Source organism: Methylocystis sp. sgz306128, assembly GCF_056032725.1.
Map to the genome: position 1 here is coordinate 272,586 of NZ_JBVYWO010000001.1, position 17,553 is coordinate 290,138.

Annotated in this window: 15 protein-coding genes and 1 tRNA gene; 7 read left to right on the forward strand and 9 right to left on the reverse strand. The window is 59.8% G+C overall.

Annotated features, from left to right (window positions below; genetic code table 11):
• Window positions 1-167: 167 nt before the first annotated feature.
• Window positions 168-695 carry a tetratricopeptide repeat protein gene (locus AC0N03_RS01260; protein WP_474286568.1) on the forward strand — a complete coding sequence of 176 codons (528 nt, stop codon included), beginning with the start codon at window positions 168-170 and terminating at the stop codon, window positions 693-695.
• Window positions 696-765: 70 nt separating this feature from the next.
• Entirely contained in the window at window positions 766-1,716 is a 951-nt protein-coding gene (locus AC0N03_RS01265; RefSeq protein ID WP_474286569.1) for an alpha/beta fold hydrolase, read from the forward strand.
• 24 nt (window positions 1,717-1,740) lie between these two features.
• On the opposite strand, the gene pyk is transcribed toward AC0N03_RS01265, so the two are convergent.
• Genes pyk through AC0N03_RS01280 form a run of 3 tightly spaced genes read right to left on the reverse strand, consistent with a single transcriptional unit; the run spans window position 1,741 to window position 4,615 of the window.
• Window positions 1,741-3,177, reverse strand: a complete 1,437-nt coding sequence (gene pyk, locus AC0N03_RS01270) for a pyruvate kinase (protein ID WP_474286571.1) — start codon at window positions 3,175-3,177, stop codon at window positions 1,741-1,743.
• 24 nt (window positions 3,178-3,201) lie between these two features.
• Entirely contained in the window at window positions 3,202-3,654 is a 453-nt protein-coding gene (locus AC0N03_RS01275; protein ID WP_474286572.1) for a DUF1036 domain-containing protein, read from the reverse strand.
• Window positions 3,641-4,615, reverse strand: a complete 975-nt coding sequence (locus tag AC0N03_RS01280) for a DMT family transporter (RefSeq protein ID WP_474286573.1) — start codon at window positions 4,613-4,615, stop codon at window positions 3,641-3,643. Before AC0N03_RS01280 ends, AC0N03_RS01275 begins: the two co-directional genes overlap by 14 nt.
• Window positions 4,616-4,703: 88 nt before the next feature.
• On the opposite strand from AC0N03_RS01280, the gene AC0N03_RS01285 reads away from it, so the two are divergent.
• The gene (locus AC0N03_RS01285; RefSeq protein WP_474286574.1) at window positions 4,704-5,492 is read left to right on the forward strand and encodes an N-formylglutamate amidohydrolase; all 789 of its coding nucleotides are present in this window, start codon (window positions 4,704-4,706) and stop codon (window positions 5,490-5,492) included.
• A 168-nt stretch (window positions 5,493-5,660) separates the two neighbouring features.
• On the opposite strand, the gene AC0N03_RS01290 is transcribed toward AC0N03_RS01285, so the two are convergent.
• Window positions 5,661-7,172, reverse strand: a complete 1,512-nt coding sequence (locus AC0N03_RS01290) for a hypothetical protein (RefSeq protein WP_474286575.1) — start codon at window positions 7,170-7,172, stop codon at window positions 5,661-5,663.
• A gap of 328 nt (window positions 7,173-7,500) precedes the next feature.
• Here AC0N03_RS01290 and AC0N03_RS01295 point away from each other — a divergent pair, with 328 nt between their 5' ends.
• Window positions 7,501-7,752, forward strand: coding sequence for a DUF2312 domain-containing protein (locus AC0N03_RS01295; RefSeq protein ID WP_474287204.1), 252 nt, complete (start codon window positions 7,501-7,503; stop codon window positions 7,750-7,752).
• Between the two features lie 26 nt (window positions 7,753-7,778).
• Here the strand turns inward: AC0N03_RS01295 and AC0N03_RS01300 are convergent, their stop codons facing one another.
• The 4 genes from AC0N03_RS01300 to AC0N03_RS01315 all read right to left on the reverse strand — a co-directional run bounded on the left by AC0N03_RS01300 (window position 7,779) and on the right by AC0N03_RS01315 (window position 13,349).
• The gene (locus AC0N03_RS01300; protein WP_474286577.1) at window positions 7,779-9,332 is read right to left on the reverse strand and encodes a peptidoglycan L,D-endopeptidase MepK; all 1,554 of its coding nucleotides are present in this window, start codon (window positions 9,330-9,332) and stop codon (window positions 7,779-7,781) included.
• Window positions 9,333-9,528: 196 nt separating this feature from the next.
• The gene (locus AC0N03_RS01305) at window positions 9,529-11,415 is read right to left on the reverse strand and encodes a L,D-transpeptidase family protein (protein ID WP_474286578.1); all 1,887 of its coding nucleotides are present in this window, start codon (window positions 11,413-11,415) and stop codon (window positions 9,529-9,531) included.
• A gap of 135 nt (window positions 11,416-11,550) precedes the next feature.
• Window positions 11,551-13,041 (reverse strand): sigma-54-dependent transcriptional regulator, encoded by a 1,491-nt coding sequence (locus AC0N03_RS01310; protein WP_474286580.1) that lies wholly within the window; start codon window positions 13,039-13,041, stop codon window positions 11,551-11,553.
• Between the two features lie 98 nt (window positions 13,042-13,139).
• The gene (locus AC0N03_RS01315; protein WP_474286582.1) at window positions 13,140-13,349 is read right to left on the reverse strand and encodes a hypothetical protein; all 210 of its coding nucleotides are present in this window, start codon (window positions 13,347-13,349) and stop codon (window positions 13,140-13,142) included.
• Between AC0N03_RS01315 and AC0N03_RS01320 the strand changes: the two genes are divergently transcribed.
• A complete protein-coding gene (locus AC0N03_RS01320; protein ID WP_474286583.1) occupies window positions 13,339-14,706 on the forward strand; it encodes an L-serine ammonia-lyase in 1,368 nt (455 codons plus the stop codon). The two genes, AC0N03_RS01315 and AC0N03_RS01320, sit on opposite strands and share 11 nt — an antisense overlap.
• Before the next feature lie 72 nt (window positions 14,707-14,778).
• A complete protein-coding gene (locus AC0N03_RS01325; protein ID WP_474286584.1) occupies window positions 14,779-16,590 on the forward strand; it encodes a M3 family oligoendopeptidase in 1,812 nt (603 codons plus the stop codon).
• Here AC0N03_RS01325 and AC0N03_RS01330 read toward each other — a convergent pair whose 3' ends face one another.
• Entirely contained in the window at window positions 16,591-17,418 is an 828-nt protein-coding gene (locus AC0N03_RS01330) for a hypothetical protein (RefSeq protein WP_474286585.1), read from the reverse strand.
• Between the two features lie 55 nt (window positions 17,419-17,473).
• Here AC0N03_RS01330 and AC0N03_RS01335 point away from each other — a divergent pair.
• Window positions 17,474-17,550: transfer RNA gene (locus AC0N03_RS01335), tRNA-Arg, on the forward strand.
• Window positions 17,551-17,553: the final 3 nt, after the last annotated feature.

A 17,553-nucleotide genomic window follows, 5' to 3' on the forward strand; every position in this document is an offset into this window, starting at 1 on the left:
TGCGGCGCCCTTTTTGTTGTGGCTGAACTGATGCGGGTCTGGTCGGCGCTCAGTTGCGCTGCCTGCGAAATAATTGCGATCCCGTTCTTCATTTCCGGCGGTTTATGCCCTAAATTCAGGCCATGAGAATTCCGGGCCTGTATATTTGCGCGGCTTTTGGGCTGGCCATGTCTGTTGCGGCGACGCCTGTTGCTGGCGCGCCCGGTTCGCGGCATGCGCAAGAGATTGATCGCTTGTTTGAGCAATTGGCGCAGGCGCAGACTCCCGAGATCACAAAGGCGCTGCAACTGCGCATCCAGCACATCTGGCTGGAGGGCGATGGGCCGACCCTCGATATGCTGATGACGCGGGCGATAGCCTCGGTTGAAAAGGGCAAACTGGATGTGGCGCTCAATCTGCTCAACCATGTCGTGCGCCTCGCGCCGGATTGGCAGGAAGGCTGGAACAAGCGCGCCACCGTACGCTTTCTGATGGGCGACCTGACCGGATCACTGGCCGATATTGATCGCACGCTCAGCCTTGAGCCGCGTAATTTTGGCGCCCTGTGGGGCGAGGCGGCAATTTTCGAGCAATTTGACCGCAAGGCTGAAGCGCTTAAAGTCTATCGTCAGATTTTCGCGCTCACGCCCAAGGCGCCCGATCTTGCCGCAAAAATCGAACGGCTGTCTGTCGAGGTCGAGGGGCAGGGAATTTAAGGCCCGTTGAAACTGCGGACGCCTTGGCAACGTATAAGAATGAGTTGCTTCTTGTGGGTTTGTCCGGCGCATGATTGTTTTTTGGTTCCTCATTCCGATAGCCGGCCTTTTTGCCTTCACCCGCTGGATGTCGTGGCGCATCAGCAACGCGCATCCGCCGCAGGGCCGCTTCGTGACGTTGCGGGGCGGCGGGCGTATTCATCTGGTCGAACTCAGCCCTCAGGGGGCGGAGCGCGGGACTGTTGTTCTCCTGCACGGGGCGAGCGGCAATCATGCCGATCTGGTGCGCCCGCTGGGGGCGGGGCTTGCGGCGGCGGGGTTTCGCGTTATCGCGCCGGATAGGCCGGGGCATGGCTGGTCGGAACGCATCTCGGGCAGTGCCGCGGCCTCTCCGGCGCGGCAGGCGGAAATTCTGGTTGCAGCCCTGCACCAGATCGGCATCCATGAGGCTATCGTTGTCGGCCATAGCTGGTCCGGCGCGCTGGCCGCGAATATAGCGCTCGCCCATCCCCGGTTCACGCGCGGCCTCGTGCTGCTCTCGCCGGTGACACATGTCTGGCCGGGGGGCATTTCATGGTATTATCACGTGGCGGCAGCGCCCTATCTTGGCTGGGTGTTCACCAATCTTCTGGCTTTGCCTGCGGGGCTTCTCACGCTGCGTCCGGCGATAGCCGGTGTGTTCTCGCCCAGGACGCCCGCGCCCGATTTTGCCAAGGCCACGGGCGTGGCCATGGTTTTACGCCCGGAGCAATTTGCCGCCAATGCGGAGGATGTCTCGGGCCTGTATGAGTTCGTCAAGGCGCAGGCGCCGGGCCTTGGAAAAATTGCCGCGCCCACGGCGATCGTGGCGGGCGACAGCGACACCGTGGTTTACACCAGCATTCATTCGGTGCAGTCGGCACGCGCCATTCCGGGCGCGACGCTCGAAATTCTGCCCGGCATGGGCCACTCGCCGCATCATTGCGCGCCAGATGCGGTGATCGGCGCCATTATCGGCGTGGCCCGCCGCGCCGGGCTCTAGGGCGGTTTGTCCCGGGCCGGGAGATCAGCCCCAGCCGGCAGCTTCCGAGCGCACAAAGGCAATGCGCATCATATTGGTTGCGCCCGGTGTGCCGAACGGAACGCCGGCAACGACGATAACCCGGTCGCCCTCCTTGGCAAAGCCTTCGCGGCTAGCAAATTTGCAGGCGCGCTTGGCCATGTCGTCAACGTCATGCGCATCCTTGGTGACCACAGCATGGACGCCCCAGGCCAGACATAGCCGCCGTGCGGCGTCGCGGTTGGGGGTCAGCGCAAGAACGGGCGGCTGCGGCCGCTCGCGGGCAAGTCGCAGCGCGGTCGAGCCCGAGGCCGTCCAGGCGACAATGGCCTTGAGATCAAGCGTTTCGGCAACATCGCGCGCGCCTGCGGCTATAGCGTCCGCGCCGGTGGCCTCGGGCTCCGAGCGCTGGGCGTTGATGACGGTGCGATAGACCGAGTCGCGCTCCACTTCCACGGCGATGCGGTTCATCGTCTCCACAGCTTCTATCGGGAACTGGCCTGACGCGCTTTCGGCAGAAAGCATGACAGCGTCCGCTCCCTCGAACACGGCCGTTGCCACGTCAGACACTTCGGCGCGGGTCGGCACAGGGGAATTGATCATGGATTCGAGCATCTGCGTGGCCACAACCACCGGTTTTCCGAGGCGGCGTGCCATGCGGGTGATGCGCTTTTGCAGGCCCGGCACCTTTTCCAGCGGCATTTCAACGCCGAGGTCGCCGCGCGCCACCATCAACGCGTCTGAAATTTCCATGATCTCGGCGAGGCGGGCGATGGCCTGCGGCTTTTCGATCTTGGCCAGCACGAGCGCGCGTCCGCGGGCGATTTTCTTGACTTCAGCAACATCTTCCGGACGCTGGACAAAGGACAACGCGATCCAGTCCACGCCTTCATTGAGGGCGGCGTCGAGATCAGAACGATCCTTCTCCGTCATGGCTGAGACGGGAATCGTGGTGTCGGGCAGGCTGACGCCCTTCTTGTTTGATATCTTGCCCGGCACGGTAACGCGCAGTTCGGCCTTGCCGTCCGAGACGGCGGTCACATGCAGGCAAACCTTGCCGTCGTCGACCAGCACGATATGCCCCGGCTCAAGCGCCTTGAGAATTTCAGGATGCGGCAGGTAGACGCGCGTTTCGTCGCCGGGCGTGGGGTCCGAGTCGAAGATGAAGGGCGCGCCTTTCGTCAGCTGGGCGCTGCCCTCTGCAAATGTGCCGACCCGTAATTTGGGCCCCTGCAGATCCACGAGAATGCCGATGGGGCGCTTGTATTCCTCCTCCAGCGAACGGATCATGCGGATGCGCTCGCGCATGCCGTCATGGCTGGCATGGCTCATGTTGATGCGGAACACATCCACTCCGGCAACAAACAGCTTGGCCAGAACGTCGCGTGTGTCGGAAGCTGGCCCCAGAGTGGCAACAATTTTGCAGCGGCGGAGGCGTTTCATATTCTAATCCTTTGGTAGCAATCTCTATTGTCCGCTAAGCGGCTTTGTCGGATCGGTCAACTGCACGGTCCAGTTTTTTGCGTCTTTGCCGGTATCAATTTCCAAAAATCCCGTCCGGTCATACCCATGAACATAACAATCGTCACGGCCGGTTATCTTGAATTCCTTATCTGACGTGCACATGAAGGTCTTGCCCTTCCATTCGCCGCCCCGCTCATCCATGGCATAAATATAGTAGAACTGCGCGGCAAGAGGCCCCCGCAGCAGAGGCTCGCATACGTTTGGCTTGAGGTTCCACCAGCCTTCGGTGGTCCATGTTTCGCCGTTGGTATAGGCAAGCGCCACGGAGATTCTGTTGACCGAATTGTTGCACACCCGGAAATCGGCTCTGGCGGCGCTCATGCCGCCCCAGAGCAGGGCAGCACTCAGGCCGATCATCTGCGCCACATGTCTGCCCGCGCCTTTATGCCAATTCATCCGTCTGTCCGTCGAGAGTATTGAAACTTATCTTGGATGCGTCCGGGTTTCTGTCAATCGCTAATCTGAGGCTGTTTTGTGGCTGCTCCGCCGACTTGCGCGGTTTGGCGACCCAGATTCCGGCCAGAATCAGCATGCCGCCGAAAATCTGGATTGCGGCCAGCCGCTCGCCCAGAATGAGCCAGCTCAGGCCGGCGGCCGCGACCGCCTCCAGAAATATGACGAGCGACGAGAAAATCGCCGGAAGCCTGCCTAGTGCGAAGGACAGAAGCCCCTGTCCGCCGGCATGGCTGATCCAGGCCAGGCCAAACAAAATCAGCCAGCCGTTGAGCGAATGCGCCATGATGTGCCCCTCCCAGAAATAGGCCGGGAAGAACAGGAGAACGGCGCTGATCCAGCTGACATGCAGCGTCACGCGTGCAGCGGAAGCCGACCGGCGGGCCGCTTCGACACACAGGAAATAGGCACCGAAGAAGATGCCGGTCATGGCGCCGTTGATATCGCCGATGAGATGTTTCGGGTTGAGCGCCAGCGTCTGCCAGACGAGCGCCGCGCCGCCCAGCAGGCACAGGCCAAGGCCGATCAGCGTGGCGCGCTGCACCTTGGTGCGCCACAGCACAAAGCCGATGACAACCACCCAGACAGGCGCGGATGTCGCAAAGAAGGTCGCATTGGCGACGGTGGTCTGGCTGACCGAGAGGTGCCAGAAGAACAGATCGCCCGCGAAGGCGACGCCCGCCAATATGCTGGCCCGGGAGAGCGGCGGGACGGGCCCGGCATTGCGCTCATGCAGGTGCGTCCAGGCATAGAGCAGCGGCAGGGCCAGCGTAACGCGCCAGAAAGCGCCAGCGAAAGGGCCGACATCGGCAAGCCGCTGCATGATCGGCGAGCAGGCCATGGCCAATGCGCCGACTAAGACAGCCAGGACGGCAGCGGGGTCGGACGCTTTTTGCGTAGTCACGTCAGTTTGTTCCAGCTATTTTCAGGGTGATGCGTTGCTAGGCTCTTAAGGGATTTATCTGCGCGCGTCACCCTTTTATGGAGATCGAATGAGCGGGTTCAGGGTTTTCGAAATTGTGGCGGGCCGCGAGGACGTGCCTGTTCTGCTGTTGTGCGACCATGCCAGCAACGCGCTGCCGCCCGAATTCGGCACGCTCGGCCTGCCCGCCGGGCAGTTCGCGCGGCATATCGCCTATGACATCGGCGCAGCAGCGATAACGCGGCGTATCAGCGCTGAACTTGGCGCAACGGCGGTTCTCTCAGGCTTTTCGCGCCTGCTGATCGACCCCAATCGCGGCGCCGACGACCCTACGCTCGTCATGCGCATTTCGGATGGCGCGCTTGTGCCCGGCAACGCCCAAATTGACGCCCGCGGCATCGAAGCGCGCAGGACAACCTACTGGCAGGCCTACCGTGAGGCGGCCGCAGCGCAGATCCGCCGTATCAGCGCGGTGGGGCGCGCGCCGGTCATCGTTTCGGTTCATTCCTTTACGCCAGTATGGAAAGGCTGGAAACGGCCGTGGGATATCGGCATTCTCTGGGACCGCGACCCGCGCCTCGCCCGGCCGCTCATGGATCAGTTGCGCCGTCAGGGCCTCAATGTCGGCGACAACGAACCTTATGACGGCGCGCTCAAGGGCGATACGCTCTACGATCTGGCGACGCAGGCGGGTATCGCCAATGTGCTGGTGGAATTCCGGCAGGATCATATCGGCGACGAGGCCGGCGTGAACCTCTGGGCCGGGAGGTTCATCGCGGCGCTGAAGCCTGTTCTCGCGGATGCGGCGCTGTACAGGCCTCATTTATACGGTTCGCGCTGCGACGAGAATTTTACTTGAGTTTTTCTTGATTTCCGCTGCTCTGAAACCCGGAGCAGCGGCAGACGAGGGTTTCGCATATAGCGTGCAGTTCATATCCGATGTGATCACAATCTGAACGGACCCCATCCGATTTGCAGATCAGGCAAGTCTTGCCCCGCGCCAGAATGAACAGACAGTTCGCCATTTTCAGAAAGCTTGCGGCGCATGGCCAATGATTTCGAAATAATATCCGTTCGTCCGGCCATTGTTGAAAAATGCTGGAACAAGAGCGGCTGTTACCGATGTGTAATTGTCATCTGCTGTCCATGCGGTGGAGGTTTTTCCTATTGTATAATACGTATAGGCGCCTCCTCTGCAGTTATTAATGGTTTCCCAGTGGCATCCAAATAAAGTTTGCAGGTTTTTTGTTCCGCAATAGTATTTATTTCCGTAATTGTCTGTATAATTAATATTTAAAGACGTTGGCAAGTAGCTTGGTCTTGTGTCGTAAATTGCAGATTTGAACAATATATCGTCCTGAGGCGGCAGGTATTTGTTCAGGTTGTCCAGGAGTGTTTGATAGTCCGAAACCAATTGATTTCCCGACGCGAGCGCTGGTGCATTCAGGCCATTTCCGTTTATGTTCCCAGCGTCGAGCAAACCTTTGATATCATTCATCGCTGTCCTTTCAAGAGATAGCGTAGAATGTGGGTTGGAGTGACTAGCGTCATACATTGCTAAATCGTTTTTGACATTGGTGGCTGCGGAGGAAGCTGTGGACCCCATTTCTGCAATAATTTTAAGCAAGTCTTTGCTGGCGTAGCTTAACCCTGTTTTAAGAAGACACGATCCGATTGATGTAAAGTTTGCGATGACAGTCAGGATATTCTCAAACAACGACGTCATCTCTGAAAGCTTGTGGTTTTTAACCGTTTGCGCGATACCTGCGTTGCAACCTGTCACAAATTTGTCCGCAGCCTGAAATACGGCGTATTCGGCAGCATTTAACGCGTTGTTAAAATTAAAATTTGTATTTCCTTGAAAGGCCAGATTACCACTGGTTCCAAGTGTTGGCGCCCCATCCAATTCCCAAGCGATATTTTCTGCAGTGACTGTCAGGCCGGTCGCAGCATCGATCACCGTGGAACTTGCCGCGCTGACATCGCTGGCAATAGTATTAAGGCCATTGAACATTGAAATAATGGTGCCATTGACTGGGGCGAGTTGCTGAACCACTTGTAAGCAATAGGCCGTGATATCCGAACCTACCGCAGGCGGCGCGCACGTGTTCATAATGTTTAGATCGTTATCAATAATGGCAAAATATGTTTTCGTATCAGTCGTAATACTGGAGAGAACCGTATTGGCTTTAGCGGAATTTGTATACGCTCCAATCTGACAGTACAGAGCCCACACATTGCTGTAATTTGTTGAAAAATTATTGACTGAGAATGCGCCGTCCCGTGATATCAAATCATCAATATAATAAGCATATGAATTTACGTCTGTTTGTATCATTGGCCCGGCGTTGGTTAAATAGGCTAACGCGTTGCCATAATCAAAACTTACGCCATTTTGTTTTATTGCGAGATCAAGTGTCAGGTTTCCGTTAAAAAAATTGTACAGTGCATCGGCATCTGTTTTCGCTTGTCCGCTAACACAATTTCTCATCGCATCCAGTTCAGCTAAAATATTTGCTGGTGAATATTGCATAGTCATTGCGTTTTTCCTTTTGTTTATGATTTTTAATTAAGCAATGCTTCTGTCAGATAATTATTGCGGTGATTTGAATGTTTTATTGCGATTATTTATAAGCATTCGCGGCTTTTCTATATTCGTGATTTCCTATTGGAAAATATGGAAAGGCCGAATATGGAGCGTTGCTATGTGGGCTGGCCGGATTTTCTGCGCATGATGCAGTCTGGATGATCGTTAGCGACAAGGGACTGCAAGAAAATCGGCGGTGCGCGCTGCGACGAGAATTTTACTTGACCTTGCCCGCGCGCCGTCGCATCCCTCGCCCATCATCAAGGATCAGGAACCCATCATGAAAGATATTGCCGAAACCGGAGTGGCCGCCGAAGAGCTGAAGCAATTTGTCGAGCGTGTCGAACGGCTGGAAGAAGAGAAGAAAGCCATCTCCGACGACATCAAGGAAGTCTATGCCGAGATGAAAGGCCGGGGCTTTGATGTCAAGGTCGTGCGTCAGGTGATCAAGATCCGCAAGACGGATCGCGCCGAACGTCAGGAACAGGAAGCCATTCTCGACCTTTACCTGAGCGCGCTCGGCATTCACTGAAAGTTTGGCCGGGCATGGGTTGCGGCCTAGCGGGCCGCAACATTCAGTTCGACATAGCCATCGTCGGCGGTCAGGGCCTTCACGGCGGGGCCGCTGAATGCACCCGGCTTCAGTCGCCCGAGGCCAAGTCCGAAGGCGGATACCACGCGTTCATCGCCCGAAGCCAGCGATGCAGCCGATGCGTCGGTCTGCGGGCTCATGCGCTGGGCAACCTGCCGCAGACCGGTTGACGGCCCAGAAAGTTCCTGTGCGGGGCGTCCAGCGTTCAGGGCGCCGGCGCCGGGCAGCACGGCCTGGTTCAGCTTTGCGGCCACCAGCCGCGAATGCGGGTCAATGAGGGCGTGGACCGGAGCGGCTTTGGCTGCGCGCCGCACCGGCTCATCCGGCGGCAAGGGCGCAGCATAGGCCAGCACATCCGGGCCGGGACCGGCAGCAGTCTCATCCGGCAAGCCCGAAGCGCCTGCCGGGGTCTTTGCGCCCGATTTTGCCAGCATATGCGAGATCGGATCGGCGCTGCCGCGCATCATGGCCATAAACGCGGAGGGGCGGCTGGGGGGAAGCGGCGCGTTCATGGCGAACATCTGCGCGATCACCGGACGCGCTGGCGGCAATGGTGCCTCCGGCAGGTTCAGAGCGAAGCGGTTGCGTTCGGCAATCGCGGCCGGTTTCTGCGGTTCGATTCGGGCAACCTGAGGCACGCGGGCCGCTGCCGGTTGCGGGCTGGCCTGATCCGGCTGCGCATCGGCGACCTGCGCCTTTGCGGGCAGGCGCGGGTTCGGCGCGATCGTCGTATCCGGCGAACTGTCTTCCTCTTCATCCTTGTTGCCCCCGAACAGCCAGGCAAACAGCCCCTTGCTGGGCTTGGGCGCGTCGGATGCGACGGATGCGCCGCCGCGGGATTCGATTTCAGCCAGCGCTTCCTGATAGCCGGGCATCGGCTGGCCGTCGGCGGGCATGAGCACGGTCTTGCCGTCCGGGAAGACACGGGCGAGCTGTTCGCGGCTCATGCGCGGCCAATAGCGCACGCCGCCCGAATCGAGATGCACAAACACGGTGCTGGCATGCGGATAATAGCCGACGCCGCCGCGCTCCAGCTTGAGTCCCAGTTCCCGCACTTTCTCCATGGAGACGTCAGGCAGGAAAAAATCTATGGCCTTGCCCTTCATGTGCTGCGAATGCTCGGCCACCATATGGGAGCGGCGGCGCAGCATGGCGTTTGTCTGCGGCGAGCGATAGGCCGACAGGACATGGATGGTTTCGTTCGAGCCGCTCTGCTGATAGACATCCCAGAGAATGTCGAACAGGTGCGGGTCCATTTTGGTCGCCTGATCTATGCGCCAGTCGCGCAGATCCCAGTTGAGCTTGTCCAGCGCGGCTTCGTCGTAATAGCCGTTGCGCTTGAACGTGATGGTGAAATCCTCGCCCGTGTGCATGTGATGAAACGACAAGGTGCGCGTATCGCCATTGGCCACTGCCGTTTCCGTGGAGACCTGCGAGCCGACAAGCAGCAGGGCGGCGAGGGCGCCAGATGAAACCCAGCCGGCAAGGCGTTTTTTCATCGGATACAGAGCAATTTTCAACACAGAACACCTACTGATTTGGTCAAACTGACCGTGGAACACATGTCCCTGTATGACTTTGGCCTCAGTCTGTGCCGATGCTCTCTTTACGTCCCGTTGTCCGGGCAGCCGTTCCGTTTTGGAACAGGCTTTTTTATAAAGTAACATTTTAGTCACACAATGGAAAAATTTAAGTCTCTATTTCTCGGCTTCGCCTTCAGTTGAGCAGCCCCAGCCGCGCCTCGACCTTGCCGACATAGCCATAGAGATCGTCGCGCACCTGCAGCTTGCCGCTTTCGTCGACATTGGCGGTGAAATACATCATGTGCACGGGCAGGAACTCCGGCAGGTTGATGGTGCGTTCGTCGCCGCCGATCAGCGATTCAACTTTCTGCGCGTCCCAGCCATTGCCCAGAACAGCCTGCGCGAAGCGGAAGGGCTGGTTCACACGCACACAGCCATGGCTGAAGGCGCGCACCGGGCGCGCGAACAGGGCCTTGGACGGCGTATCGTGCATGTAGATCGAATAGGGATTGGGAAACATGAACTTGATCTGGCCCAGCGCATTGGCGTCGCCCGGCGGCTGGCGCACATAGGTTACGCCATGGCGCTGCACCAACTGGTATCCGTGGCGGGCAAAATAGTCGGGCTCTTCGGCCAGCTTGGGCAACATTTCCTTTTTCACGATCGACAACGGCACGTTCCAGTATGGATTGACGATGAGGAACTGCATGACATTGGAAAAGACCGGGGTCGGTGTCTTGGGCTTGCCGATGACAACGCGGGTTTCGTAGACCGGCGCGTCGTTGCGATAGAGCCGGGCGGCGAATTCCGTGAGGTTGACCTCGATCCGGTCATGGCCCATGTCGCGTGGCATCCACCGCCATATTTCCATATTGGCGATAAGTTCCGCTTCAAGGCGCGCCGGATCGCCGTCCGAGAGCGCGGCAAGGGTGCGCGGCGTCAAAGTTCCGGAGGCGGGAAGGCCGCTTGACGTCTGGAAACTGGCGACAGCCGCCGCCACGCGCGTGTCATAGACGATATTCTGCGATTTATCGGCATTGGCCTCAAGCCCGATGCCGAAGCGCTCGCGGATCAGCGGCACCCGCGGGTCTTTCATGCCCACTTTGAGCACTGGGCCCGGCGGAATGGCGTTGCGGGACAGCGGGCGCGATTCGCGGCGCAGTTCGGACAGTTTGTCGCGCAGTTCCGCATAGGCTTTCTGCGGCGGGTTGACGGCCTGCAAAGCCGCATCGGCGTCCGGGGCCTGTGCGACATCGCCGAGAATGGCGGCATAATCGGGCGCGGCAGGGCGGGCAATGATGAATTTGGAAATTTCGCCCGGGTCGACGCGCCCGCCCATCGCCTGTTCGGCATAGGCGGCCACAAGATTGCTCAGCAGAATTTCGTCCGCAGCCGCGTGGGCGGCTCCGAGCGCGGGGCGGGACATCTTTTCAAGGTCGAGCCCGTCTTCGCCGGCTTTGTCGATCCGCGTCAGCGCGGCATGGGCCTGCTTCGTCCAACCCTGCGAATCAAGCCATAATGGCGCATAGTTGCGCGCGGCATAGAATGCGGCAAGGGCATCGCGCCGCTTGGCCATGGCGGGGCCGGCGCTGGCTTGCCAGGCCTCCAGCGCTGTCCTGATCTCATCGGCCGTTGCGGCGGCAACGGGTGTCTTTGCTGGTGGCGCCGCATCCTGCTTCAAAGTGGCGGTGGCGCCTTCCTCTGTTGCCGCCAGCGACGCGGTTTCCGTCATGTCGATCTGCGTCGCAAGATCACGGTTTTTCATGATCAGCGCCAGCGCAGGCGCATTCAGCGGCGGCAGGCCGATCTGCCCGTCCATGGCCGCAAACACGGCCGCGCTGCCGGCGCTGGCGGGCAGAGGCTCCGCCGCACCATTCGCGCGCAGATAAAGTGTAAGATTGGGCGCCGGTCTTCCGGCGATTATCGCGGCCAGCGGATCTCCGGCCTGCGCCACTGTGTTGCCGGGCAATGACCCGTCAGCCAGAGCCGCACCGGCCTGAAGTCCGGCCAGAAGAATGAGCGCGCTGGTGCTGAGCAGTGGCTTGAGACTGGGAAAGCGCGGGGAGAAAGGGGGCTGCATGGAACGTCAACTCATTCTGGTTTGTGCACGCTGTTTCTCGTGCCGATGAACTATCTGGTTTGTTTTGTCCGCGCCCTCCGGCGCCCCCTTGCCGATGGGCCGGACAGCCGCGCGGGCCGCCCGCTGCGGTGACTGCTAGCCGATATAGGCGTTTTGCATCTGCGGCTCCTTGAATTGATCGTCGAGACCAAGGTCAGTCATTTTGCGGTAAAGCGTCGAGCGGCCGATGCCAAGCCGGCGGGCCACTTCCGACATCTGGCCGCGGTAATGGCGGATTGCATAGCGGATCGTCTCGGCTTCGAGTTCCGCCAGAGTGCGGACATCGCCAGTGCCTGTGAGAATGGCGAGAGCGCTGGGGTCCTTGACCTCGACCCGCACGATCTCACGCTCCTGCCGGATGCGCGGCGCGGCGCTGACCATGGGCACGCGCACGTCGAAGCCCTCCATCTGGGCGGCGATCTGCGGAAATTCGGTGACCGTCAGTTCATCGCTCTCGGCCAGAACCACGGCGCGAAACACGGCGTTTTCCAGTTGCCTTATATTGCCGGGCCAATGATAGGCGGAAAGCAGCGACAGGGCCTCAGCGGCAAAGCCGCGGATGCGCTTGCCTTCTTCCGCGGCAAAGCGGGCGGCAAAGCGCCGGGCGAGATCGGCGATATCGTCCTTGCGGGCGCGCAGGCTGGGCACGGTGACGGGGAAAACATTCAGCCGGTAGTAGAGATCCTCGCGGAACCGGCCCTGCTTGACCAGTTCAATCAGGTTCTGGTTTGTGGCCGAAATCAGGCGGATATCGACCCGCACCGATTTTCTGGCGCCGACCGGGTCCACTTCGCCTTCCTGCAGCGCGCGCAGCAGTTTCACCTGTGCTTCGAGCGGCAATTCGCCGATTTCGTCGAGAAAGAGGGTTCCGCCGCTGGCTTCAACGAATTTGCCGATATGCTTGTCGGTGGCGCCGGTGAACGAGCCCTTTTCATGGCCGAACAGGATGGATTCAACGAGGTTTTCCGGCAATGCGCCGCAATTGACCGTAACGAATGGCTTGCCGCGCCGGTCGGATGCGCCCTGTATGGCGCGGGCGATGACTTCCTTGCCGACGCCGGATTCGCCTTCGATCAGCACGGGAATATTGGATTTGGCGGCGCGCTCGCCGAGGCGGATGACGCGCTCCATGTCCGGGCTTTTCGTCACCATGTCGCGGAAGGTCAGGTGGCCGGAGGCGCGCTGCTTCATCATGCGCACTTCACCGGCGAGTGCATCGAATTGCAGCGCGTTCTTGATGGATATCTGCAGGCGCTCCGCGCCGACGGGCTTGACGACGAAATCAATGGCTCCGGCGCGCATCGCGGAGATGACGACATCGATCGAGCCATGCGCAGTCTGGGCAATGACCGGAACGCGGATATTGCTGCGGCTCATGTGCGCCAGCACGCCCATGCCATCGAGATCGGGCATGACGAGATCGAGGATCATCAGATCGATGGCGGGCAGGTGGCTTGCGCCGAGCCGTGCAACCGCCGCCTCTCCCCCCTCGACGACTTCGGATTGATAGCCAAACCGGCGGATAGTCGCCTCAAGAAGGCGACGCTGCACGGGGTCATCATCAACTATCAGGATTGTCGAAGTCATTACGGTCCAGTTGCTGGCAGTGATTTCAGTGTGAATCACTCTGCGTCAACAGGGTAAATAGCTGCTTAATGCGCGTCATAAATCTGGACATGTGCATTTCATGGCTGACAGAGATAGATTGGATTCCGGTCTTGCCTGTTGATATTTTTCGGCTTTTCGCAATCTGACTTTTTTGGCGAAATGTCGTCATATTTGCGGGTGAGGTCGTGGCCGGTGCCATTTCCTGCGCGGGTTGGATTATCGTGGAACAGAGCAGCCTGATTCTGTCTGTCAGAGGCCAAGAGGAAGCGAGAGTCGATGATCAGCATTTTTGACCTGTTCAAGATCGGCATAGGCCCTTCCTCCTCGCATACGGTGGGCCCGATGAAGGCGGCAAAAGCGTTCATGGATCACCTGCGCGCGCTGCCAGGCGAGACACCCTCGCGGATCAGGGTCACGCTCTACGGGTCGCTGGCATGGACCGGCAAAGGCCATGCCACGGACAAGGCTGTTTTCCTCGGTCTTGGCGGATTTGAGCCTGCGACGCTTGATCCTGCCGAGGCCGACCAATTTCTCGCGCATCTGCAAAGCGCGCATGAACTGCCGTTCCGGCCCGGACATAAACTGAGCTTCCATCCTGAAAACGATCTGATCTTCGACTTCGAGACGCTCCGCACCGAACATCCCAATACGATGGCGTTTTATGCGCTGGCTGGAGACGGCCGCCCGCTGCATGAGGAAGTCTGGCTTTCCGTGGGGGGCGGCTTTGTGGTGCAGGCCGGCGCGGAAACCGTTGTCGCGGCTGACGATGTCGCTGTGCCTTTTCCTTTCCGTGACGCAGCGCAGCTGCTGGAGATGGGGCGCAGGCACCACAAGAGCATCGCCGAAATTGTGCTGGCGAACGAATGCGCGCGCCGCCCCGGGCGTGAAGTGATGGAGCATGTCGGGCGCGTGGCGCAGGTGATGGCCAGCTGCATCGAGCGCGGCCTGAGCACCGAAGGCATCCTCCCCGGCAAGTTGCAGGTGCGCCGCCGGGCGAAATTTCTGATCGACACACTGCGCGCCGATCAGTTGCGCAACAACCGTTCGGCGAACGAGACCATGGAATTCGTCAGCGCCTATGCCATTGCAGTCAATGAGGAAAATGCCGCCGGGCATCAGGTGGTGACGGCGCCGACCAATGGCGCTGCGGGCGTTGTGCCTGCCGTATTGCGTTACTATCGGGATTTCTGTGTCGGCGCCAACGAGGCGGGCGTGCAGGCATTTCTGCTGACGGCGACGGCCATTGGCGGCCTGTTCAAGATGAATTCGTCCATTTCCGGCGCTGAAGTCGGCTGCCAGGGCGAGGTCGGCGTTGCCTGTTCTATGGCCGCCGCGGGCCTTGTCGCGGCGCTGGGCGGCACCAACGAGGAAATTGAGAATGCCGCCGAAATCGGCATGGAACATCATCTGGGCATGACCTGCGATCCGATAGGCGGGCTGGTGCAGATTCCCTGCATCGAGCGCAATGCCTTTGGCGCGGTCAAGGCGATCAACGCCGCCTCGCTCGCCATGCGCGGCAAGGGGGAGCATCGCGTCTCGCTGGATCAGGTTGTCGTCACCATGCGCCAGACCGGCGCCGACATGAACACCAAATATAAAGAGACCTCGCAGGGCGGTCTCGCGGTGAATTGGGTGGAGTGCTGAGCGGCGTGCATTGAACTTGGCCGCCGCGACGCCAATATAGGGGCAGTGATTCTGTCATAAGAGGATGTGCCCTTGTCAAAACCAGCCAGTCCGCCCGCTCTTGTCGAAAATGAATTCGGTGCATTGCCTCTCTGGAGCCTCAATGATCTCTACCCCGGCATGGATTCGCCGGAATTTGTCGCCGATCTCGACAAGGCCCTTAAGGATTGCGCGGATTTTTCGCAAAATTACGCCGGCAAACTGCAGCATCTCGCGCAGGGGCCGGACGCGGCGCGCAGGCTGTTCGAATGTATAAAGGCCTATGAGGCGATCGAGGATCGCCTTGGCCGCCTGATGTCCTATGCCGGGCTGATCTATGCCACCGACACCACAAATCCGGTTCACGCCAAATTTTACGGCGACACGCAGGAAAAGGTGACGCGGGCGTCCTCCGATCTGCTGTTCTTCACGCTGGAGCTCAACCGGCTGGATGATGTGCTGATCAACAGCTTGTCGGGCCAGTCGCCGCTTGACCATTATGCGCCGTGGATTGCCGACGTGCGGATAGAGCGGCCTTACCAGCTCGAGGATAAGCTGGAAAAGCTCTTTCTCGACAAATCCGTAAGCGGCGCCTCGGCCTGGAACCGCCTGTTCGATGAAACCATTGCGGCTTTGCGCTTCAAGGTGGATGGCGAGGAACTCGCCATGGAGCCAACCCTGAGCCTCATGCAGGATAAGGACGAGGCCAAGCGCAAGGCGGCCGCCGATGCCGTGGGTGAAACGCTCAAGGCCAATCTGCGCATTTTCACGCTGATCACCAATACGCTGGCCAAGGACAAGGAAATCTCGGACCGCTGGCGCGGCTTTCAGGATGTGGCCGACGCGCGCCACCTGTCCAACCGGGTGGAGGGCGATGTCGTCAATGCCATGGTGACGGCGGTGCAGAACGCTTATCCGCGTCTTTCGCACCGCTATTACAAGCTCAAGGCCAGATGGTTTGGCAAAGATGCGCTCAATCACTGGGATCGCAACGCGCCGCTGCCCAATGTGCCGATGAAGACCTATTCCTTCGACGAGGCCCGGCAGATCGTGCTCGGCGCCTATCGCGGCTTCGCGCCGGAAATGGCCGATATTGCCGAGAAATTTTTCCACGGCTGGATTGACGCGCCGACGCGGCCGGGCAAGGCGCCGGGGGCTTTCGCCCATCCGACAGTGCCGTCCAGCCACCCCTATGTCCTGCTCAATTATATGGGCAAGGCGCGCGATGTCATGACCATGGCGCACGAACTGGGGCATGGCGTGCATCAGGTGCTTGCCGCGCATAATGGCGCGCTGATGGCGCCGACGCCGCTCACTCTGGCCGAAACGGCTTCAGTCTTCGGCGAAATGCTGACCTTCCGCGCCATGCTGGATGCGGCCGAGCCGCAGGCCAGAAAGGCCATGCTCGCGGCCAAGGTGGAGGACATGATCAACACCGTCGTGCGGCAGATCGCCTTTTACACGTTTGAGCGCAAGGTGCATGAGGCCCGCCGCTCCGGCGAACTCACCGCCGAGCAGCTTTGCGAAATCTGGATGTCCGTGCAGGGCGAGAGCCTCGGTCCGGCGATCAAGTTCGGCCCCGGCTACGAGACATACTGGGCCTATATTCCGCATTTCATCCATTCGCCCTTCTATGTCTATGCCTATGCCTTTGGCGATTGTCTGGTCAATTCGCTCTACGGCGTTTACCAGAAGGCGGAAAAAGGCTTCGCCGAGCGCTATTTCGCGCTGCTTTCGGCGGGCGGCACCAAGCATCACAGCGAATTGCTCAAGCCGTTCGGGTTGGATGCGCGCGATCCTGCCTTCTGGCAGATCGGTCTTGGCATGATCGAGGGCATGATCGCCGAACTGGAAGCCATGCCCTGATCAGTCGAGGCGCTCCAGCGCCGCTGGCAGGCTTATCGTCATGCGCGGTCCGTAACGCAGATCAAGCGTGCCGCGCACGCGCAGCCTGTGACCGGCCAGCACCGCAGGATCGCTGGCCTCAGCCGTGAATTGCGCCAGCGATCTGCGCGGGATGAGCACGGCAAATCCGCGCTGCCGCTTGGCTTCAAAATCGAGATAGGCATTGCGCCGCCCGAGCCCGAAACGGCGCACCTTGCCCTCGACAATGATGAAATGGCCATCAAGCGCCGTTGGCCAGACCGGCGTATCCGCCGGGTGGATCGTGTAAGAGGCGGAGTGCCACAGGCCGTTTGCGGAGGCGCGCGCCACATATTCAGCGGCCAGCAACGCGCTATGGCAGGACTGCGCAGACTCCTCCGGCCTGAACAGTGCGTCGCCGCGCGCGGCTAGCCACGCATTGACCGAAACCAGCCTCTGCGCTTCATCCTCGGCGAAAAGCAGCGCGGCGCGGCGCTTCCAGCGGTCCGGATTGCCGCTTATAATGGCAAACTGCGCCCTGCTACGCAGCCAGTTCGTCAGTTCTTCGCTGATTCGCTGTTTCTGGTCAGGCTGATCATAGGGCGGCGCAAGACCGGCCAGACGCAGCGGCCCCGCATCGGCGGTTTGCACGTCGAGATCGGCCGTAATAGCCGTGACAGAAACAGGCTCTGCCTGATCCGGCGAACAGGAATCGGGCTTTGTCCCGCTGCCGGCCGCCGCCATTGCGTTACCGGGTGCCATACCGGCCAGCGCCAGAGACGCGGACGTCAGAAGGCAGGCAAAAATCAGCCAGATTTTATCTCTTTGCATCTTCGCTTGCTCTTTCCTCGCGGCCCGTTTCATTTTATGTAAGCAGGGCTGGATTGTCTCCGTAGCTCAACCGGATAGAGCGCAGGTTTCCTAAACCTGAGGTTGCGTGTTCGATTCACGCCGGGGACACCAGCG

Bases quoted from the DNA above. Each gene is read 5' to 3' on its own strand.
- AC0N03_RS01260 (WP_474286568.1), top strand. From the start codon at position 168: ATGTCTGTTGCGGCGACGCCTGTTGCTGGCGCGCCCGGTTCGCGGCAT.
- AC0N03_RS01265 (WP_474286569.1), top strand. From the start codon at position 766: ATGATTGTTTTTTGGTTCCTCATTCCGATAGCCGGCCTTTTTGCCTTC.
- pyk (WP_474286571.1), bottom strand. From the start codon at position 3,177: ATGAAACGCCTCCGCCGCTGCAAAATTGTTGCCACTCTGGGGCCAGCT.
- AC0N03_RS01275 (WP_474286572.1), bottom strand. From the start codon at position 3,654: ATGAATTGGCATAAAGGCGCGGGCAGACATGTGGCGCAGATGATCGGC.
- AC0N03_RS01285 (WP_474286574.1), top strand. From the start codon at position 4,704: ATGAGCGGGTTCAGGGTTTTCGAAATTGTGGCGGGCCGCGAGGACGTG.
- AC0N03_RS01290 (WP_474286575.1), bottom strand. From the start codon at position 7,172: ATGACTATGCAATATTCACCAGCAAATATTTTAGCTGAACTGGATGCG.
- AC0N03_RS01295 (WP_474287204.1), top strand. From the start codon at position 7,501: ATGAAAGATATTGCCGAAACCGGAGTGGCCGCCGAAGAGCTGAAGCAA.
- AC0N03_RS01305 (WP_474286578.1), bottom strand. From the start codon at position 11,415: ATGCAGCCCCCTTTCTCCCCGCGCTTTCCCAGTCTCAAGCCACTGCTC.
- AC0N03_RS01310 (WP_474286580.1), bottom strand. From the start codon at position 13,041: ATGACTTCGACAATCCTGATAGTTGATGATGACCCCGTGCAGCGTCGC.
- AC0N03_RS01320 (WP_474286583.1), top strand. From the start codon at position 13,339: ATGATCAGCATTTTTGACCTGTTCAAGATCGGCATAGGCCCTTCCTCC.
- AC0N03_RS01315 (WP_474286582.1), bottom strand. From the start codon at position 13,349: ATGCTGATCATCGACTCTCGCTTCCTCTTGGCCTCTGACAGACAGAAT.
- AC0N03_RS01330 (WP_474286585.1), bottom strand. From the start codon at position 17,418: ATGCAAAGAGATAAAATCTGGCTGATTTTTGCCTGCCTTCTGACGTCC.